This is a genomic window from Undibacterium sp. KW1 (assembly GCF_009937955.1).
Lineage (GTDB): Bacteria > Pseudomonadota > Gammaproteobacteria > Burkholderiales > Burkholderiaceae_D > Undibacterium.
Map to the genome: position 1 here is coordinate 30,102 of NZ_AP018440.1, position 18,415 is coordinate 48,516.

Consider the following 18,415-nt stretch of genomic DNA (forward strand, 5'->3'; position numbering starts at 1 on the left):
TGGAACAGCTGTCATGCTGGCAGCCTATGCCACTGCTATTGCCGCATGCTCAGAAAGCCCCGACTTCAGTCTGCGACTCGATTACCCTGACCGCAAGCCCCTGCATGCACAGATAGGCAATATCATGCTCGATGCCGTTGACAGCGCCGTGATTGCTTGCCATACCAATGTCGTCAGTTTCATGGCTTTGGCACAAGCATGCGCTGAAGGAATTCAGCAAAGGCTGGCAGTTGATTTGCTGGATGGTGCCAGTGTGTTGGCTGCTTATCAGGCAGCTGGCTTGGATCGCCCGGCTTTGCCAGCTATCGCCATGACCAGTCTGCTGGGTGTGCGCACTACCTATGCCATTCCTGAAACATCAGACCCTTTGCTGGGTATGCCAGCCTATGAAATCGCAACGCAACCTGGAACCGCACTGCACTTCCAGGTTTTGGAAGAAGAAAGTGCGCTGCTATATAACATCGACTTGCATACTGGCTTGATATCCAAGGAACTGGGTAGTACCCTGATGCGCCATCTGGGCACTATCCTGCAGACATTAGCCAAATCACCAGCCGAATGGAACACCAGGCCACAAAGCTTGCTGATAGCGAACAAAGAGGTGCCACGTGGCTGATATCCTCAACGTCGTCGTCTGCGGCACCCGGTTTGGTGAGCATTACCTGGCGGCTCTTACCTGTGCCGAACACCTGTGGTCTGTCCGGCCAGCACAGCTGCCACGTTATCGGCTGGCTGGCATTGTGGCAAGAGGTAGCGCCCGCTCACGGGCACTGGCTGCCAAACTAGCGGTGCCGCTGTATACCGATGTTGCACAATTGCCCAGCAATATAGACATAGCCTGCGTAGTGGTGCGCAGTGCCATCGTCGGTGGCGATGGTTCCTCACTGGCACGTTCGCTGCTGTCAAAAGGCATACATGTATTGCAAGAACATCCCGTGCACCCGACTGATATCGTGCGCCTGCGTGCTCTGGCAGCACAACAGGGCAAACGTTACCACGTCAATACTTTTTATCCACATCTGCCTGCTGGCAAACGCTTTATTGACTATGCAAGGCGCAGTGCCTCAGAACGCCCACCCGCTTTCATAGAAATAACGACGAGCTTGCAACTGCTGTATTCAAGTCTGGATATTGTTTGCCGGGCCTTGGGTAAATCCACCCCTTTTGCTTGTTCAGAACCACTTGCAATGCAGGGGGCACTTGCAGATTACGCCGCGCCATGGCCCTTCCGTGCGATACAGGGGCTTATAGGTGGTGTGCCATTTTCACTGAACCTGCAAACCTGGCTGGACCCACATGATCCTGATCACCATAGTCTGGTGATGCATAAAATAGCCATAGGTGGCCCTGAAGGTAATGTCTTGTTGGCCAATAGTTATGGGCCGGTAGTCTGGAGCCACCCCATCTATGCACCGGACTATGAACGAGATGATGCCCAATCTTCTTACCTCCTGGTTGCGGATCAGTTTGCAGAAAGCCGCTTCAACCGCCAGCCAACCGCGACGATATTTGGCAAGCCACATGGCCCAAGTCTGACTGAAGCCGCTGCGCATGACTTCCCCCTTGCGATCCATGCAGCGCTCGATGAGTTGATACAGGATGACGCTCCGGTTCATCAAGACCAGTGGTGGCAAGCCCATGGAGATGCATGGCTGGGCATCATGCGCGCGGTTGGCCCGGCAAAGATGACTAGCTGCTCACCGCCGCCGCCGCCCTACCCTGACCCTGTGAGCTATGCAAAGGAGTACCAGTCATGAACCAAGCTGCAATACAATCTCCACGACCATCATCATCAGCGACGCTGGCCCGCAACCGCCAGGCGTATGCGGGCCTGGCAGAAGTGCTTGAAAGTGCCGGTCTGGCAGAGCATGCGCTTTACTTAAACTGGGGCTATGCACCGCAAACCGGCCTGCCAGACTGGGCATCAAACACATTGTCTGCAGGAGAAACCGGCATGGCACAAGCACGTCTGATACTGGAAGTGCTTGGTGATACCCAATTGGCAGGCAAGCGTGTGCTGGACGTAGGTTGCGGTCGTGGCGGTGCACTGGCCCTGTTGGCGCGCTTATATCCTGATGCCAATCTGGCTGGCGCCGACCTCAGTGCAGCCAATATTGCTTACTGTCGCAAACGTCACCAGCATGCCCGTCTGCGTTTCCAGGTAGCAGATGCTTGCCGTTTACCGTATGTAGACCAGAGCGTGGACGTTTTATTGAATCTGGAGTCATCCGGTGCCTATCCCGATCTGCCCGCCTTTTTTGCCCATGCTTATCGCGTACTCAAACCCGGTGGCCGTTTTTGTTACGCAGACGTGCTCGCAGCCGATAATCTGGAACCTATACGCCAGGCATTGCTGCAAACTGGTTTCGTGTTGGAGCGCGAACGCTCGGTCAGAAAGCAAGTATGTGCTGCCAGAACTGCCAGCCCGTCGGGTTTATGGACAAGGCTGGACAAGGCACTAGATACCCTCGACAAACCTGGTTTGCGGGCTGAACTCGAACGCTACCTGGCACAGCCCGAATCCGGTCTGTTTCATGCATTGCAGGATGGACGAGCTGATTATCATATCTTTCATTTGCGACGTTCCAACGCTCCAGCTGGCAAAGTCAGTCATGAGATTGCAGCACAACTGGCTGAGCGCTCTGCCAGACTTGATCAACTGGAAAATCCGGCGACTACTACACAGTCAGTGTCCGCATGGTTCCCGTTCACGGCCCCTGATGCAATCAAGGGTTATAACGTGTTCGCTTTGCCATATGCTGGTGGCGGTGCATCCGTATATCGCCAATGGCAACTGGCCTCCTGCAATACTGAGGCTGCCTGGCGCGTATGTCCCTTGCAGTTACCTGGCCGCGAAAGCCGCCTGAAAGAAACTGCCATTAACGACATGGATGTCATGGTGGACCAGATTACCGCAGCCATTGCCCCCTACGCCCACTTGCCATGGGCTCTAATGGGATGTAGCCTGGGTTGTAAAATTGCCTTTGAAGTAGCACGCCGCTTTGAGCATATGGGAAGAAAACCAGCACTGTTATTCCTCATGGCCTGTCCTGCTCCCAGCCTGCCATTAAGGCGCCGCGTATCCAACTACAACGACCATGACTTTGCTGGCGAAGTAAGACACCTCGGTGGTACACCCGCAGAAATCATGGCAGACGCTGAAATGATGCGCACCATCATGCCCATATTGCGCAATGACAGCGCACTGGCCGAAGGCTATACCGCATCAAATGATGACAAGATCAATTCCCCATAGTCATGGTCGCAGCCAGCGATGATCACCTCGTCACCGTGGAAGAAGCTCGGCGCTGGGGACGTCACGCCGCTGCCGGCTTTGACTGGCGCATGGTCGATGGCGGTCACTTTTTTTTGCGCAAACGCCGTGTTGAGTTATTAAGCTGGCTGGCAGATGCACTCCGAGCCAGTGAAAACCAAATCAACGAGGCTGTGCTGTGCCAATAAGCGTATTCACAATTTGCCAGCTTGTCCCCACTCTCAAGCTGGCAGAAAAAGAAATACTCGTCATACTGGCACAGCGCCATTTGGCTGAGACATGCTCTTTGGATATGCTGAGTCGAGCGGAACAGGCCAGATATCATGCCTACGTCTTTGAACCAGACCGTCAACGTCACTTGCTAGCGCACAGCCTGAAGCGACAGATCCTTGCATGTCTGACAGATCAGGCACCTGCCAGGCTTGAGTTCCACACCGGCCAGGCAGGCAAGCCCTATCTGGCCGATGGGAAAATGCATTTCAACATATCCCATAGTGGCGACTGGGTAGCCCTCGCTTTCAGTGCCGATCTTCAAGTTGGCATAGACATAGAACAGGCTAGAGATCTGGAGTACGGCAAATTGCTCACTCAAATCGCCCACCCTAAAGACGAGCTCCCACCATCCAATCTAACCACAGAACAGCGTTTTCTCGCCAGTTGGGCCATGAAAGAAGCAGTCGCAAAGTGCTCAGGAGAAGGACTATCGATGCACTTCCCCTCACTATGCTTGAATCCCGATGGAACTGGCAGGTATGTTTGCCAAACATCAGATGCCGTCTGGGATGTCTGCCATTTCGTTCATAACGACACTCACCTAGCGGTAGCCAGCCAACAAGCACACCAAAACTTACGGGTTGTCCAGATGCGGATATAGGTGTTGAGTTGCAATAAAGAAAACTTATCAACCAATATCTGTCCGTCTGGAATCTCAAGATTCAGTGGCAGAGTGATAGTCGGTGTTGGTAACTTCATAGAAATTTCTCAACATAACCTTCGACCTGCCACTTCAACCTGATATCCCATTGCGCGGTATCCACGTTGGCGCTTTTCCCACATCCTGGCGAGCTGCGGATGATCCAGTTCTACATAGTCGTGTATTAGGATATCTGTTTTAGTAGCGTGATCCCGATGCAGTCGTCCGGCATATTGGCGCAAGCTTCCTTCCCAGGAAATTGGTAAAGTCAAGATCATCGTGTCCAAAGGAGCATGATCAAAGCCTTCGCCAATTAATTGAGCGCTTGCAAGCAAAATATGCGGGGTATCTTCCTGTAATTCATTTAGCGACGCAATTACTGCTAGCCTGTCCTTTGACTTCATCCGTCCATGCAATAAGAAACATGGAAAGTCCGAGTTCTTCAATTGTCCGTGCAGCAAATCAAGGTGTTCTGTCCGCTTCGAGAGCAGCAGCACTTTCCTGCCTTGTTTTAGCGCTGTGACTGCATCACTAACAATGCAAGCATTGCGTACATCGTCTTCCGCCAAGCGTCGGATTACGTCCTGAATGCTTGCTAGCGCTGGCATTGCAGGAACTGGCAAATGCTGCACTTGGACTAGCAATTGTTCTGGTACGTGACTAGGTTGCTTGGCGATATGTAGGACTGGACCGCACTGCATGAACATGATGGGGTGGTGTCCGTTGCTACGAACTGGGGTCGCACTTAAGCCGAGGACGTAACGTGCAGTAGCCTGATTGAGTACCAACTCGAATGTGACAGCGGATAAGTGATGCGCCTCGTCAATAATAATCTGGCCATATTGGCTGAGAAAATCGGGTAAATCATCTTTACGAGCCAGGCTTTGGATAACGGCAATATCCAATATTCCATTTTGTTTGCTTTTTCCAGCACCAATCAAACCTATTTTTTGCGACCCTAGGTCCAAGAAACTCCCTAGCCTCTCTTGCCATTGCCGCATCAAATCTGCCCGGTGAACCAGAATCAACGTGCTGCATTTTCGATGCCCAATGATTGCTGCGGCCGTAACTGTCTTGCCAAAGGCGGTAGGTGCAACTAGCACACCGCAATCTTGGCGTAGCACCGCGTCCATTGCTTCCTGTTGATCTTCACGCAAGGCTCCGGAAAATCTAACATTGAGCGCGGCACCTATGGTGCGAGCATCGGTCAGCCGGAGTTCAATCTTGTTAGCCTTTAAGAGCGAACTAGCATCTGGCAAACATCCACGCGGCAGGGCAATGTGCTTAGGGTGATTTTCGGCACGGCCTATAATGCGTGGCTTGTCCCAAGTGGACATACGCATCGCCTGTGCCTTATAAAAATCTGGATTTTGAAACGCAGCCAGTCGAATCAATCGATTCATCAATGCTTGCGGCAACCCTGCTTTCTCAATGTATAGCTGGTCGCCAATCGTAGCGACCACTGCTTTTGGCATCGTGCCGGTGAGCTTGATATCCGGTTTAGCCGCCTTGATCCAGGGTGTGTCCGCATTCTCATCTGGTACTTCGGCGTAGGCAATGTCCAGAGGATGCCGGTCACCGACCAATTTTGTTAAGGTTGGCTCCAGCAGAGCCGCAGGCATAGGTTGAATACTGCCTAGATAAGCCCATTGATCTGCCAGCGGTTGGAGATTCTCGTCGACAAACACGCTACGCCCCAATTCTCTTGGGAGCTTTTGCAAAGGAAGCGCGATCAGGTTACCAAATCCACCTTTAGGCATCGTATCCTGGTTAGGAAATAAGCGATCATATGAACTCAGCTTCAATTGCCTGGTTCGGGCACAAGTGGCGCTGATTAAAGCTGTGCCAAGACGACGGGCATCACGCGCAAGGACTGCCCCGTTAAAAAACATCCAAAGATGCGCCCCTTCCCCAGAACGAGAAATTTCGAGTGCAGCAGGCAGTCCATTAGCAATACAAGTCTGTAACACAGCCTTGGCATCTTCACGCCAATCAGCATCGTCAAAATCAATAGCCAGGAAATGGCACCTGTCTTCGATTAACAGAGGATAGATTCCAGCAGTTAGTTCGCCCTTCAAATGATTGAAAATGACCTGGTCCGTCAATGGCACATACAAGCTGTGCTGACAATCACTGCACTTGATACGCGGTTTTTCGCAGACACCTCGACGCCATTCGTTGGCGCAGACCGGGGAGTATCCCGCCTTACCAGTTTGGGTACTCGTCCATCGCACAGGGTAAACATCTTCCCGGCCACGAAATAATTTGCGGAACAATTTGACCTTCGCCTCTGGCGAAAGCGTTCCCGTAACCGTAACTTCGGAAGGCAAATATCCTATTTGATTAGCATATGCTACAACGCCTGGAATAGCGACGCCATGTGTACCCAGCAAGCGCTTGAGCATGTCGTTTTCAGCACGTAACTGAGCGAGTTCCGATTCTAGTTTTGACATGTGTTTGCTTTTGATTAACCGACAAGCGTAGGACTGTTGCGGGGCTAAATTTAGCTATTCTAGATGATAATTTTTATGCAAGTAATCAAAATCATTGAGTTAATTCAAACATTAGGCGTCGATGGTTTGTGATTCGCAATGTTGTCCATACTTTTATACCTGCACATTTTTCTACATTCAGGTTTGCATCGATTTAATTGCGTTATCTAATCGACTGAGGCTGTTGCGAAATTAAGCTGATGTTGAAGTACTGTGTTCGGCGACGGCACCTAGTCATCTTAATTTCGTAACAACCTCTTAGTATCGGATGAAGTGAGGTGTGACTTTAGTTAATACACATTTTCTGATGTGCATATGTGGAATCTCACAGATTGTCGCAATGCTTATATATTGGTCACAGCTAAGTTCATGTCTTACAGATTTTTGATTAACATACATTCATTTTCACCGCGGATATCGATCAATATTTCGAATATGCTAATCGAAAAGCAGTAGCCATTCGTTCTTGTTCCCGCTCGGGAATTGTCAATGCTGTAGCGAGCAGAGGCCATTGGCGTACAACCTCTTGACTATTTTCGATGATCTCTTGTGCCTCCGTGGGCGACAAGCGAAAATACGGAGCGACTGATCTAGCCAAATCGAGATCCAAGGCATTGTCGGACTGACTGATATTGAGTTTTAATCCATCAGAATGCGGCACCGGGTTCATATCGTATGCTTCTGAAAGGCGCCAGCCTTTGCCAGGGTCAAGCAAAAACCCGTGATTGCGCAAGTGATCATCTGTATTTGACACGAGCAAGTTAAAAACGATACGAGTCCACAGTTCTCGTAAATCAGCATTGGTCTGTGAACCGTATTGGATGAGCACTTCGGCCATTTCTAAATAGCTAGCTCCAAGAGCCGCGTCATCACCGTCTTGATGGTCAGTCAGCGTCATTGCCGAGGCGAAATGGAGGCGGCGGCCATTTGCGGTGCGGTCGAAACGCTTAACAAGAAAAGTGTGATGGACATGTACATAGCGCCGTAACATACTCTCGGGAACGCGTATGCCACACTGACGGGCAAGGGTATGTACCACCATTTCCCAAGCCCCAATATTGAAATCATCGCTGGTGTCCCGAGCACTGGGAAACTTGGCAATCCATAAGCCGCCATCCGGATCTATCACACTAGCTTTGGGTCGAGCGCCCCCTAACGATCCTCCAGGGGCAATCAGCATCTTCAGCCATTTACCACCATCAGGTGCATCGTTGAATTCGTCGCGTTCAATTGCGTCGCTAGCAGCCTCTAGTTCGCGCAAAGCCGCTAGAGGCGGTGCCCCTCGATGATCTTGGTTATCCAAAAATGGACCAACGTCATCAAGTCGGAAGCGTAGTGCACCAACTCGATATTGGTCATGTACACCCAGCAAATAGTCGGACTCAAAGAGTTTAGTCGACTGTCCAACGACGCTGGCGCGTTTATCGCGCTCTAAACGACGGTTCATTAGGAAGCGACCCCAACGATCAGGACTTGCGTCGGAAAAAACTGCAAATCTAGTTCGACCTTGTGGCGGATATTGAGGGCCTGTGAAGGATTGTAAACGTGGGTCAAGCTGAACATTCACAAGCGTTGGGTGTGTTAGGGCCTCGGCATCAAACGAAAACTCGAAGAGTTCTTGGCTACCACTACGACGGGTATTCAGGAAACCAAGGCGTAGCGGCTTTTCCAATCCATCCCAATCTCCATATACCGCGATACGTTGTTGAGCCATCTCTATTTATCTTTTTTAGGTGAAGCGATCAAGTTGGAAAGCGCACTAGAACTAATGAATTTACCTTCATTCGCCCAATTCGTATGATCTTTGTTGGTAACGCTGGTTTCTTGTGATTTACGAGACTTGTCCAATGCGCTATCGGAAGCCGCCAGGCGCTTCATTTCTTCATAGTCAGGCCCAAAGGTGACCTCACGGTTCTCTCCTATTAATGTTCTACTACGTACACCAGCTACACGTGGTGCAGGAAGGCGTGAATCCTGTAATGATCGTCCTACGGCATCGACTTGTCCAAGCAAGCTTAGATCTTGCTCAATTCCAAGCACCTGCATTACTGCCAGATATGCGCCTATGGTAACGCCTGAGCCACCTCGCTCTACACTACGCAATGTCATAGGTGCCATTCCCGCACGCTCACAAACTTGTTTAGCTGATAGGCCACGGCGTAGCCGCGCTAAACGCAGACGCTCTCCAAATTGCTGCAACAGCTTGTCAGCATAGGGTAATAAAGTAGAAATTTTTTGAGCCATAATGGACTTATTTTAGATTTATTAATGATTATTCGCTAGAATAATTACACATTTTCCTAATAGCATTAATGCCATTTATTAAAGGAAAATCTAAGATTTTAGTAAATATTTAGTATCAAATTAACATCTCTGCCTAGACATCGCAAAAAAGCTAGAACCCATTCCAGCACGCAGACAAACTTCTTAATCGATCGGCCACGGTGTAAATACGCTTAACGAAAGCGCCCTTCAGCTGCAACAACAGTTTATCAAATGTAGCAAAACAAAACCCCTCAAAATAATAAACTTATTTTAGCGTTATATCTCATATATCGCTAGAATAATTACATATTTCAACTACTGCACTGTAATAATGTCATTAATTTAGAAGAAATTTTAAGAGTCGAATGAATTGCTACTCGGTATATTGAGGAGGAGCTGAAGTAAGTTTTTGCATCAAGGAGATGCATCCAAGGAAACATCCGAATGCAGGGAACGTAGCTCAGTTCTCCGTGAAAGTGATAATGCAACGCAAGCGGAAGAGTTTCATCTGCTCGGGCGTCACAAATATGTCACATTGACATTTCGCGCCACCAATCTGGCACATAAAATGGCACAAATTCATTTACGCGCCACTTTATTTGGCGCGATAATGGCATGGACAGCACTATGTAGACCAAAACATGCCAAAACCCACCCTCCCCCAAGAGCTAGACCACCTGGTTGAGCTGATTTCCTTGCACGACAACGGTATTGGCATGGACTCCCTCTTACAAGCCCTCAGTGATCAAATTCCACGCCGCACCTTACAGCGTCGACTGGCCCTCCTCATCGAGCAAGGCCGCATCCAATCTAGCGGTGGAAGCCGTGCATTGCGCTATATGCGCCGCCAAACAGGTCCAGATGCATCAAATGACGATCAGCTCACGACGGCAGGCACCCTATCTTCCGAAATGTATGTACCCACTTCACCGGAAAGCGAGAAAATTAAAGCCTACGTGCGTCAGCCACGTCAGTTACGTACGCCGGTTGGCTACAAACTTGAATTTCTTGAACAGTACCACCCCAACCTAACAGCTTACGTCCCACTGGACCTACGCGAGCAACTACACAAGCTGGGCCGCTCACCAGCTGACCAGGCCCCCGCTGGCACTTTCGCCCGCGACGTGCTGAATCGCCTGCTAATCGATCTGTCATGGGCCTCTTCACAACTTGAAGGGAACACCTACAGTCGTCTCGATACAGAGCGGCTGATCGAATTCGGCCAGGCCGCCGAAGGTAAGAATGCATTCGAAACGCAGATGATCCTGAACCACAAAGAGGCCATCGAATATCTGGTGTGCAATCCAGAGCATGCACAACTCAATACGGACACGATTATTGCCTTGCATGCCTTCCTGTCCGATGGACTAATGGCCGATCCTTCGGCTTGTGGCCGTATCCGTAGCCGTGCCGTGGAAATAGGCGGCAGCGTGTATTTGCCTGTCGCCCTGCCCCAGCGCCTGGAAGAACTATTTGGCATTGTCATCAAGATGGCTGCAGAGATACAGGATCCGTTCGAGCAAGCTTTTTTCCTGATGGTCCACCTACCCTATCTGCAGCCCTTTGAAGACGTCAATAAACGAGTCTCAAGGCTGGCAGCCAATATTCCTTTCATACGCCACAATCTGTGTCCCCTGTCCTTTATCGATGTGCCGCAGCAAGCCTATGTCGATGCCATGCTTGGAGTGTATGAACTAAATCGCGTCGACCTTTTGCTCGATGTTTTTGTGTGGGCGTATGAACGTTCTTGTCAGCAATATGCCGCCGTGAAACAAAACCTGATTCCACCAGATATCTTTCGTCTGCGCTACCGCCAGGCGTTGGCAGAGCTGGTGGCGACCATTGTTCGCAGCGATGCATTTGCCACAGAAACCGTCGTACGTGCAAAAATACCTGCTCAGGTTGCCGAAGCGGACAAGGATCATTTCACCGAATTAGCATTGGCCGAATTCAAAACCCTGCATGCCGGCAATGCTGTTCGTTTTGGTCTCAGACCTCTGGAGTTTGCTGCCTGGCAGGAGAAACATGGCGGTGCGACGTGATTGACAGCCACTTTACGACGAGCAGACGAATTGACTGAACCCATGCCAGAGATAGACGAAACAGCTGCACCAGCACCCTTCTTTGCCCTAAGCAAACTGGACAATGCCCCCGCGTCCAGTCTCGACGGAACATCAGGCATCAACCGTGCAACGTTGACTCCATGGATTACGGCAAGTAACGATTCAGAAGCCATCAAAGCCTGGTTACGGAATTTTGATGCGGAATCACATACCTACCGCGCCTATGAAAAAGAAGCCCTGCGCCTCTTACTGTGGGCAGTCCTGGAACAAAAAAAACCCTTATCCAGCCTAGTGACAGATGATTTTGAAGACTACTTCAAATTCCTGGCCAATCCACCGACACACTGGATCAGCACGGCCAGAGTAGAGAGAGAATCCCCTGAATGGGCACCCCTGCGCGCCCCTCTCAAGCCAAGCAGCATCAAACAGGCAAAGGTCATCTTGAATGCCATGATGATCTGGCTGGTCAACGCCAGGTATCTGGCCGGCAACCCGCTCGCCATTGTCCGCCAGAAAAGATCGAGTCAAATCAAGCGCCCCAGCCGTTATTTGCCGATGACCACGTGGGAATTCTTTTGGGACTGGCTGGAAACCTGGCCCGAAATAACCGACAGGCAGCAACGCGACAAACTGCGTATTCAAATGCTTTTCAGCCTACTCTATGTCACAGCTGCGCGCCTCTCAGACGTGGCACAGGCGACCATGGGTCATCTACGTCAAGATGATGATGGATACTGGTGGTGGCACGTCATAGGTAAAGGCGATAAAGAAGGGGAAATCCCAATTACGCCAGAACTGCTAGGCTGGATTAAGCGATACAGAATATTGAACGGACTAAGTCCCCTTCCCTCCCCTGGAGAAAAAGTCGCACTGTTTTTCCGCAGCAATGGCCCAAGTGAAGAAAGGCTTAGTGACAGCGTCATTTACCGGACCGTAACAAAAACCATGCGCAAGGCAGCAGCCGAGGCTGATCTGCAGGAGCAGTTTGATATTTCTGCACGGTTACGTGACGCCTCTACCCATTGGATGCGGCATACCGCCCTCACCCACCAGGCCCAGGCTGGCATGAACATTGTGACGATCAAGGCAAATGCGCGACACAACTCAATCGCCACCACATCAAAATACCTGCATGATGAAGAGAAACTTCGTCACAAACAAAACCGCGACAATGTGCGCATCCGCAAAACAGATAGTGATCAACCGAAAGAATGAGAGCACGTGGAGAAGATCAATTCCCTGGAGCTCGTTGGTCTGTACTTGCACGGCAAATCAAAACAATGTTATTATTTTCAGGCCTTTACAGGCATGACACACCGCAATCCCCCTCTGAATACGACACAGAAGAATAGCTGTCGCTCTGGTATGAGTGATATTTTCTGCTGAACGTTACCCCAAAATGAATCATTATCGTTCATCAATAGCAGCTTATTGATGAGCTGACGCTCAAGCTTTTCACCGCCGTTCACCGGCACCTACTCCAAAAATACCCTCGGGAACAATCGCTCCCGTCGGGTGCATTGTTTCCGCGCCTTTTCAAACGAGGAAATAATGACCGAAACACAAACGATAGAAAATCCGGCTCCAGAAATGCAAGGAGTAGCCAACACCTCTCCTCCGTATCAGCTCCCCAACGGCCAAGTTGTCGATGAAAAAACGACTACCGTGCCTCTCAAATATCTTCAAACAAAAGAAAATCCCCGAACCAATTTTAACTACGATTCCAATGATGGCTTCGACCAAAGCATCAAAGAACATGGCGTCCAAACCCCTGTACTGATTGCGGTCGATGAAGAAGGAGATCTGGTTGTTTTCGTAGGAGGTCGCCGTACCCGCAGCGCAAGGATGCACCGCGGCGAAGATTACGACATGCCAGTCCGATTCATGAGACTCAATGCCGACGAACGCCGGGCTGCCGCCTTAATCGAAAACTCCCATCGAGAAAACCCCTCGCTTACCGAAGAAGGCAATCACGCCGCAAAACTGCTGGGCGCATTCGGCAACAACCGTGATGCAACAGCCAAATATCTCGGATGGACCCGAAGCAAATTGGACACGCGCCTTGCAATTCTGGCCCTCATCGACATTGCCCAGGTTGCCCTCAATTCCCGACAAATCAGTCTGGGAATTGCCGAGCTCCTGGCGACGCTGCCCAAAGAAAAGCAAGAAGCCGTCCTGACCATCGTCCAGGACAAAAAGCTCTCAGAAAGCCAGGTCAAGGAATGGATACTTAAAAATGCCAAGACCATGGCCAATGCCATTTTTGATAAAACAGACTGTGTCGCTTGTCCTCATAACAGTGACCTGCAGGCCAGTCTCTTTGCGGAGAATATCGGCAGTGGTTCATGTTCGAACCCCGGCTGCTTCGATAAAAAAACGGATGAAGAGCTCGACATAAGGAAGCTCGCTTTAGCTGATGAATTCCCGACCGTCCGCTTCATCAACCCAGGAGAACAACACACCGTCATCAAAATTCAAGCAGACGGTGAAAAAGGTGTAGGCGCCGAACAAGCAGAAGCATGCAGAAGCTGCGCAGACTATGGCGGCGTTATCTCAAAACTTCCAGGCAGTATTGGCCAGGCGTACAAGAATCAGTGTTTCAATCTGATTTGCCACGCTGGCAAAGTGGCAGCAAACCTAGCAGCCACCAAGCCGGTCGCCAGCGAATCTCCTTCAACAGAAACAAGCAAAACAACTCAGAACACCACGCAGGCCACCTCCAGCAGCACTACTGGCAAATCTGCGCCTACTAGTACTGCGGCACCAAAGGCAGCAACGACGTCCGTCATTGAATCCCAAAGAGTCAAAGACTACCGGGTTGGTATTTGGCGCGCGGCGGCAAAGGCAGTCATCCGCACGCGATCCAAGGAAAGCGTCGACATTCTCTTTGCGCTGGCGATGACCAACACGCTTAGCAAGGTCGATTCTTCCAAGATTCGTGATGCCTTGGGCACCATGACCGGCAGCCCAGCAACAAAAGTCAAAGGCATCAAAGAGTCAGCCAGTCTGGCAAATAAACTTGACGAAGTACAACGTCAAAAAATGCCTGACAGGCCTGGTCGTGAAAGCGTTGGATCATCTGGAAGTCCCGGATCTCGTCGGCGTGCTCCAGTACCTGGAGCTAGACCTCACTCACCACTGGACAATCAAAGACGAATTTTTACGGCTCTTAACCAAATCCGAAATCGAATTCATTGCCAAAGAAATCGGCCTGGCCAAACACCTGGGAAAGACTTTCAGCAGTTTGATGAGCAAATCAAAAGAAGAATTCATTTCCAGCCTGATGAAGAGCGGCTTCTCATTCGCCGGCATTCTTCCGAAGGTCATGAAATACCCCACGAAATAAAGACAAACACACAAACACCAATTTAAAAAAAAGGAATATCCATGAGCAATTTCCAGACAATCTTACCTCTCTTGCAGCAGTGCAAATCGCTCAACCTTCTGATGACTTTGGACGGCGGACTCGTCAACGTGCAGGTTCATCTTGTTCCGTTACCTGACGCCACCGATGGTCTGCGTACCCCGATGGCACTCAAAGGTTCGGCCCAAGAACTCGATGATGGGTTTGAAGTGGCGATTCTCTCTTATGTGGGTGGCAACCAGGCCATTCTCGAGCAGATTGAAAAGGAGTTTTTCCTCTTTTTTATCAATTTACCCTAGTGCATCTTATTCGAATTATTCTAGTAGAATAAATTTTGGTCTACAGAGGGGATTTCTCAACGTACCTTTATCGTGCGGCAGCTAACATATAACCTAAACTGAACTTTCAAAATTATTCTACTAGAATAATTTTACGTAACATCTGATTCGAAGTGCAGTGGCACTTCGTAGCCAATCGAATATACGCATATTTATCGACTGTTGCGTAGCTATTTGGAATTTCTGTCCAGTCGAATACAACAACATTTGTATATTTCCACCCCCATATAAATCTACCTAACTATTAAATATTTGAAAATGAAACGGGTGTGTTTTTTATTTTTCATAATGCATTGACCAAACGAATTTCGGATATTTGCCTAATTATATTTATTGGCATCGATCACTTAAGCAAAGTTGATCTCATTGCTCGTCTTCGACGCCTTTGGTAGCCAAGCATCTGCTAAACAAAAGTAGAGAGCTTAATAAACCCGATTAATCGAAACAACGAGATACATATAATCGTTAGCCTCTCACTTGTAACCTTCAGATGCCAATATCCTTAGAGATACTAGCGATTTGCCAGCTCACGATATCTCGTGAAACTTTATTCGTAGCTTAGTCATGGTAATTACCGTGGCAATCTCGGCTAGTTTTCCCAATAAGCGTTACACAACAAAAGCTCGACACTTTCACGACCATTAACTACGCGCAAATCACAGAGAGTGGACATGTTTACTTTTTCTTCCAGGATCAACTATCGTGACATATAGATCAAGGAATATACCTTCGACTGTGAGTGTTAAAGAACCTAGACAATGAATAGAGTTGGAATGATTCTCAAAAATTGAGAATCAAATTATTCTACTAGAATAATAGTGTACCTTCGTTAGGTCATGCATGCGCGGTTAAGTGTAACGTTGTATGGAGTCCAGTACTATGATCTTTAAAATAGATGCGCCGGCATATAGGTATGTCAACCTACGCCTTATCAACTATTTATTAATGCCAACCTAATTAATTTTAAGTCCAAGCAATTTAAAGGTATGGAGAAAATCGATTTCAAGCACGTAAAAGTCTGTTTAAAGAGAGGAGTCAATTCGCCAAATCTAAAGATAATCCGATGAGAGTTGTGACGTAACTAATGTGTGCTACTCAGGCCACGGAAATACCTAGAGTCCTGCATCAGCGCAACAGATGCAGGATTACAAAACGGGTCTAACTAAAACGACCACCGGTGCCTGCAAGTACAAAAACTGGTAAGAATTAAGCGCATCAAGGAAACGGACCAGGTTTAACGCCTGCATCTTCGTACTATGGACGTTGCCTTAGAATTTCGTTCTACGTTGGCAGAATGGATAGGTAAGCTCGGCGTGGCTTTGCAGCCCTTGAGCGAGCGACTGGCCGAACCGCTGCGGCAACGGCATTGCCTGCATGCCGATGAAACACCGGTACGCCAGCTTGATCCCGGGCAAGGCAAGACCAAACACGCCTACTTGTGGGCTTATCGCTCCAATCATCTTGACCAAGGACCAGCCATGATCGTGTTTGACTATCAGATCGGGAGCGCCGGTGCTCACGCACGCGCCTTCCTCGGAACCTGGCGCGGTCATCTCATGGTGGATGACTATGCCGGTTACAAGGCGCTGTTCGCCGACGGCGTGACCGAACTGGCTTGCCTGGCCCACGTGCGGCGCAGGTTCTTCGAGTTGCATGCGGCCAACGGCAGCCCGGTGGCGGGCGAGACGGCCGAAGCGCGCCTGCAACGACGGCAAGCGCAAGCCAGGCCGGTACTGGTTAATCTGCATACCTGGCTGCAAACGATGCAACAAGCTGTCGCACCAGGCAGCGGCACGGGCAAGGCCATTGAGCATGCACTCAAACGCCGGCCAGCGCTGGTACGCTATATCGATTCGGGCACGTTGCCGATCGATAATAATGCGATACGTCCGATTGCCATTGGCAAGCAGAACTGGTTGTTCGCGGGTTCGGAACGTGCGGGCCGCCGTACTGCCGCCATCCAGACCTTGCTGGTCACGGCAAGACTCAATGGTCTTGATCCGATGCAATGGCTGACCAGTGTCCTGGAACGTCTCCCGACGTGCCCTAACAATCAGATCGATTCTCTGCTGCCACTCCAGAAATCTACTCCGCTGTAACTTCTTTTTATAGGTGGGGCGACTGGACGCCTACGATCTAACAGCCACTTAGTAACGACTTCTTTGGCGCTAAAGTGCAATGCCGGTTAGCAGCAGACAGTCAAAGCAAACTGACTTTAGCTCCCATCAAAACGAGATCTCCTTATGACTAAATCATCGGCGAACGCGAGTATTATAACGACACGCTTCCTACAAATATTATCTAATAGATACGTTAGAGTTACATTCTTCCAGCTAACAATAGAAACTGTTTATTTGCAAATATAATAACTATAACACGATGAAGTAGGTATGAAATCGTAGAGTTCCCGAGATTCAATAAACAGGCTATCTAATCTAAGTAGAAGTCGCAGGTCTAAATAACCTGAGCAGAAAGCAGAGATAAAGCATATTGCGAGTTTATCTTCTTATTTTCAAAAGCTGTCTGATCAACATCCTATTCGCGTCGACCGAAATAGGTAGAGTATCAATAGGCGGCGAAACAGAACTATAGTGTTGAGGCGCTTTTAAAACACTACTCTTTGCGTCTCTACTTTGTTTTTTTGTTGTAGACGGCCGAGTTGCGCAATACAGTGAATCGTCTTGGTTAACCAATCGTTTATCTTCTATATCCTTGTAAAGCTTGTTCAGTGCGTTGCCAGAGACAGTAATCATGTCTCCGTTCTGCTTGATAACCTCAGCAATTCCATCAAATATTCTGACTCTTACACCAGTTCCAACGAAATTCTTAAATCTATATTGCGTATGGTTAGGTACTTCAACCTTAGAAATAGTACTTACTTCGCCCATTCTGAGAATTTGAAGCGCTCGTTTTTCATAGTCGCTAGTTGTTTGAATCATTTTTGAAATATATAGGTAAAGACGATTACCGTTGACTCCGAACTTTTCGCAGTAAGATTTAGCAACTGTCCAAATATGCTCAAGTTTATAGCCTGCGGTATGCGCTAATCCCCTAAGTTTGCAAATCCCCGTTTCCTTTATGCCAAATTTCTCCATTTCACGTAATTCTTCTGGGAGAGTTATTGGGTTTTTCCCTTTGTTTTCTAAAGAAATCTTAAGTTGATCTTCTTTAAAACTAAGATCTATGTATACACCACCGTCGGACAAAATTGTCTCATCCTCAATTTGATTTATTGTTTTAGATTTTGTGGGGAGTTTAACCAACGAACAAAAGTCGGCTGAAAACTGATAACGAAAAGAGCTAAAAGTGCCCCAATCCGTCCTCCCTGGGGAAACAGGAGACAGCCAGGTGAGCGACTTAAGAATTCGCATCGTTCGTTGCACAGTTTTGTAACTCACGTCAGCTCCTTCCGCAACCAGATCTAATCTGGCTCTTATTGGAATCTCACCATTACCTTGGTTTACCCGAGTGAGCAGGCACTTTAGTACCCTTTTACCGGCCTTGGTCAGGATTGAGAAAGCTGGGTGGGTCTCAACTCGGAGAATTGACTGCTGAATAACCTTTGGATACTTCTGATAGGGTTTAATAACATCATGTATAGTAGGGACGTGCATATACCACCTCGATCCAAGCAAAGCTTGAAAAAGTTTTGACAAATGGGTCTTAGGGGAATAAGATGAAGTTCTCAGGTTTCTTCTTATTTTCC

Annotated in this window: 13 protein-coding genes and 1 pseudogene; 10 read left to right on the forward strand and 4 right to left on the reverse strand. The window is 49.0% G+C overall.

Annotated elements, in window-relative coordinates; genetic code table 11:
• Positions 1–13: 13 nt before the first annotated feature.
• The 5 genes from UNDKW_RS29625 to UNDKW_RS30785 are packed head-to-tail and all read left to right on the forward strand — an operon-like array spanning position 14 to position 4,148.
• Positions 14–616, forward strand: coding sequence for a hypothetical protein (locus UNDKW_RS29625; protein WP_162062172.1), 603 nt, complete (start codon positions 14–16; stop codon positions 614–616).
• On the forward strand, positions 609–1,757 hold the full coding sequence (locus tag UNDKW_RS29630) for a Gfo/Idh/MocA family oxidoreductase (RefSeq protein WP_162062173.1): 1,149 nt from the start codon (positions 609–611) through the stop codon (positions 1,755–1,757). Before UNDKW_RS29625 ends, UNDKW_RS29630 begins: the two co-directional genes overlap by 8 nt.
• Entirely contained in the window at positions 1,754–3,256 is a 1,503-nt protein-coding gene (locus UNDKW_RS30775) for a thioesterase domain-containing protein (protein WP_232063487.1), read from the forward strand. The genes UNDKW_RS29630 and UNDKW_RS30775 overlap by 4 nt, the downstream gene beginning before the upstream one ends.
• Positions 3,257–3,258: 2 nt before the next feature.
• A complete protein-coding gene (locus tag UNDKW_RS30780; RefSeq protein ID WP_232063488.1) occupies positions 3,259–3,462 on the forward strand; it encodes a hypothetical protein in 204 nt (67 codons plus the stop codon).
• Positions 3,453–4,148, forward strand: a complete 696-nt coding sequence (locus tag UNDKW_RS30785; protein ID WP_232063489.1) for a 4'-phosphopantetheinyl transferase superfamily protein — start codon at positions 3,453–3,455, stop codon at positions 4,146–4,148. The genes UNDKW_RS30780 and UNDKW_RS30785 overlap by 10 nt, the downstream gene beginning before the upstream one ends.
• Positions 4,149–4,255: 107 nt before the next feature.
• Here the strand turns inward: UNDKW_RS30785 and UNDKW_RS29640 are convergent, their stop codons facing one another.
• The 3 genes from UNDKW_RS29640 to UNDKW_RS29650 all read right to left on the reverse strand — a co-directional run bounded on the left by UNDKW_RS29640 (position 4,256) and on the right by UNDKW_RS29650 (position 8,923).
• Positions 4,256–6,640 (reverse strand): DEAD/DEAH box helicase family protein, encoded by a 2,385-nt coding sequence (locus UNDKW_RS29640; protein ID WP_162062174.1) that lies wholly within the window; start codon positions 6,638–6,640, stop codon positions 4,256–4,258.
• A 460-nt stretch (positions 6,641–7,100) separates the two neighbouring features.
• Positions 7,101–8,393 carry a type II toxin-antitoxin system HipA family toxin gene (locus UNDKW_RS29645; protein WP_162062175.1) on the reverse strand — a complete coding sequence of 431 codons (1,293 nt, stop codon included), beginning with the start codon at positions 8,391–8,393 and terminating at the stop codon, positions 7,101–7,103.
• A gap of 2 nt (positions 8,394–8,395) precedes the next feature.
• Positions 8,396–8,923, reverse strand: coding sequence for a helix-turn-helix domain-containing protein (locus UNDKW_RS29650; protein ID WP_162062176.1), 528 nt, complete (start codon positions 8,921–8,923; stop codon positions 8,396–8,398).
• Positions 8,924–9,585: 662 nt separating this feature from the next.
• Between UNDKW_RS29650 and UNDKW_RS29655 the strand changes: the two genes are divergently transcribed.
• The 5 genes and pseudogenes from UNDKW_RS29655 to UNDKW_RS29675 form a co-directional block, all read left to right on the forward strand.
• Positions 9,586–10,986, forward strand: a complete 1,401-nt coding sequence (locus tag UNDKW_RS29655) for a Fic family protein (RefSeq protein WP_162062177.1) — start codon at positions 9,586–9,588, stop codon at positions 10,984–10,986.
• Positions 10,987–11,016: 30 nt separating this feature from the next.
• On the forward strand, positions 11,017–12,222 hold the full coding sequence (locus UNDKW_RS29660; protein WP_162062178.1) for a site-specific integrase: 1,206 nt from the start codon (positions 11,017–11,019) through the stop codon (positions 12,220–12,222).
• Positions 12,223–12,558: 336 nt separating this feature from the next.
• The gene (locus tag UNDKW_RS29665) at positions 12,559–14,379 is read left to right on the forward strand and encodes a PRTRC system ParB family protein (RefSeq protein ID WP_162062179.1); all 1,821 of its coding nucleotides are present in this window, start codon (positions 12,559–12,561) and stop codon (positions 14,377–14,379) included.
• Between the two features lie 15 nt (positions 14,380–14,394).
• Positions 14,395–14,670, forward strand: a complete 276-nt coding sequence (locus UNDKW_RS29670) for a PRTRC system protein E (RefSeq protein ID WP_162062180.1) — start codon at positions 14,395–14,397, stop codon at positions 14,668–14,670.
• Between the two features lie 1,316 nt (positions 14,671–15,986).
• Positions 15,987–16,808, forward strand: a pseudogene (locus UNDKW_RS29675) (IS66 family transposase); the annotation flags it as partial.
• A gap of 399 nt (positions 16,809–17,207) precedes the next feature.
• Here UNDKW_RS29675 and UNDKW_RS29680 read toward each other — a convergent pair.
• Complete coding sequence (locus UNDKW_RS29680; RefSeq protein WP_162062181.1) at positions 17,208–18,323, reverse strand: hypothetical protein; 1,116 nt, start codon at positions 18,321–18,323, stop codon at positions 17,208–17,210.
• Positions 18,324–18,415: the final 92 nt, after the last annotated feature.

Excerpts from the sequence above, each read along its gene's own strand:
- UNDKW_RS29670 (WP_162062180.1), top strand. The coding sequence starts at position 14,395 with ATGAGCAATTTCCAGACAATCTTACCTCTCTTGCAGCAGTGCAAATCG.
- UNDKW_RS29645 (WP_162062175.1), bottom strand. The coding sequence starts at position 8,393 with ATGGCTCAACAACGTATCGCGGTATATGGAGATTGGGATGGATTGGAA.
- UNDKW_RS29680 (WP_162062181.1), bottom strand. The coding sequence starts at position 18,323 with ATGCACGTCCCTACTATACATGATGTTATTAAACCCTATCAGAAGTAT.
- UNDKW_RS29655 (WP_162062177.1), top strand. The coding sequence starts at position 9,586 with ATGCCAAAACCCACCCTCCCCCAAGAGCTAGACCACCTGGTTGAGCTG.
- UNDKW_RS29665 (WP_162062179.1), top strand. The coding sequence starts at position 12,559 with ATGACCGAAACACAAACGATAGAAAATCCGGCTCCAGAAATGCAAGGA.
- UNDKW_RS29625 (WP_162062172.1), top strand. The coding sequence starts at position 14 with ATGCTGGCAGCCTATGCCACTGCTATTGCCGCATGCTCAGAAAGCCCC.
- UNDKW_RS30775 (WP_232063487.1), top strand. The coding sequence starts at position 1,754 with ATGAACCAAGCTGCAATACAATCTCCACGACCATCATCATCAGCGACG.
- UNDKW_RS29640 (WP_162062174.1), bottom strand. The coding sequence starts at position 6,640 with ATGTCAAAACTAGAATCGGAACTCGCTCAGTTACGTGCTGAAAACGAC.
- UNDKW_RS29650 (WP_162062176.1), bottom strand. The coding sequence starts at position 8,923 with ATGGCTCAAAAAATTTCTACTTTATTACCCTATGCTGACAAGCTGTTG.
- UNDKW_RS30780 (WP_232063488.1), top strand. The coding sequence starts at position 3,259 with ATGGTCGCAGCCAGCGATGATCACCTCGTCACCGTGGAAGAAGCTCGG.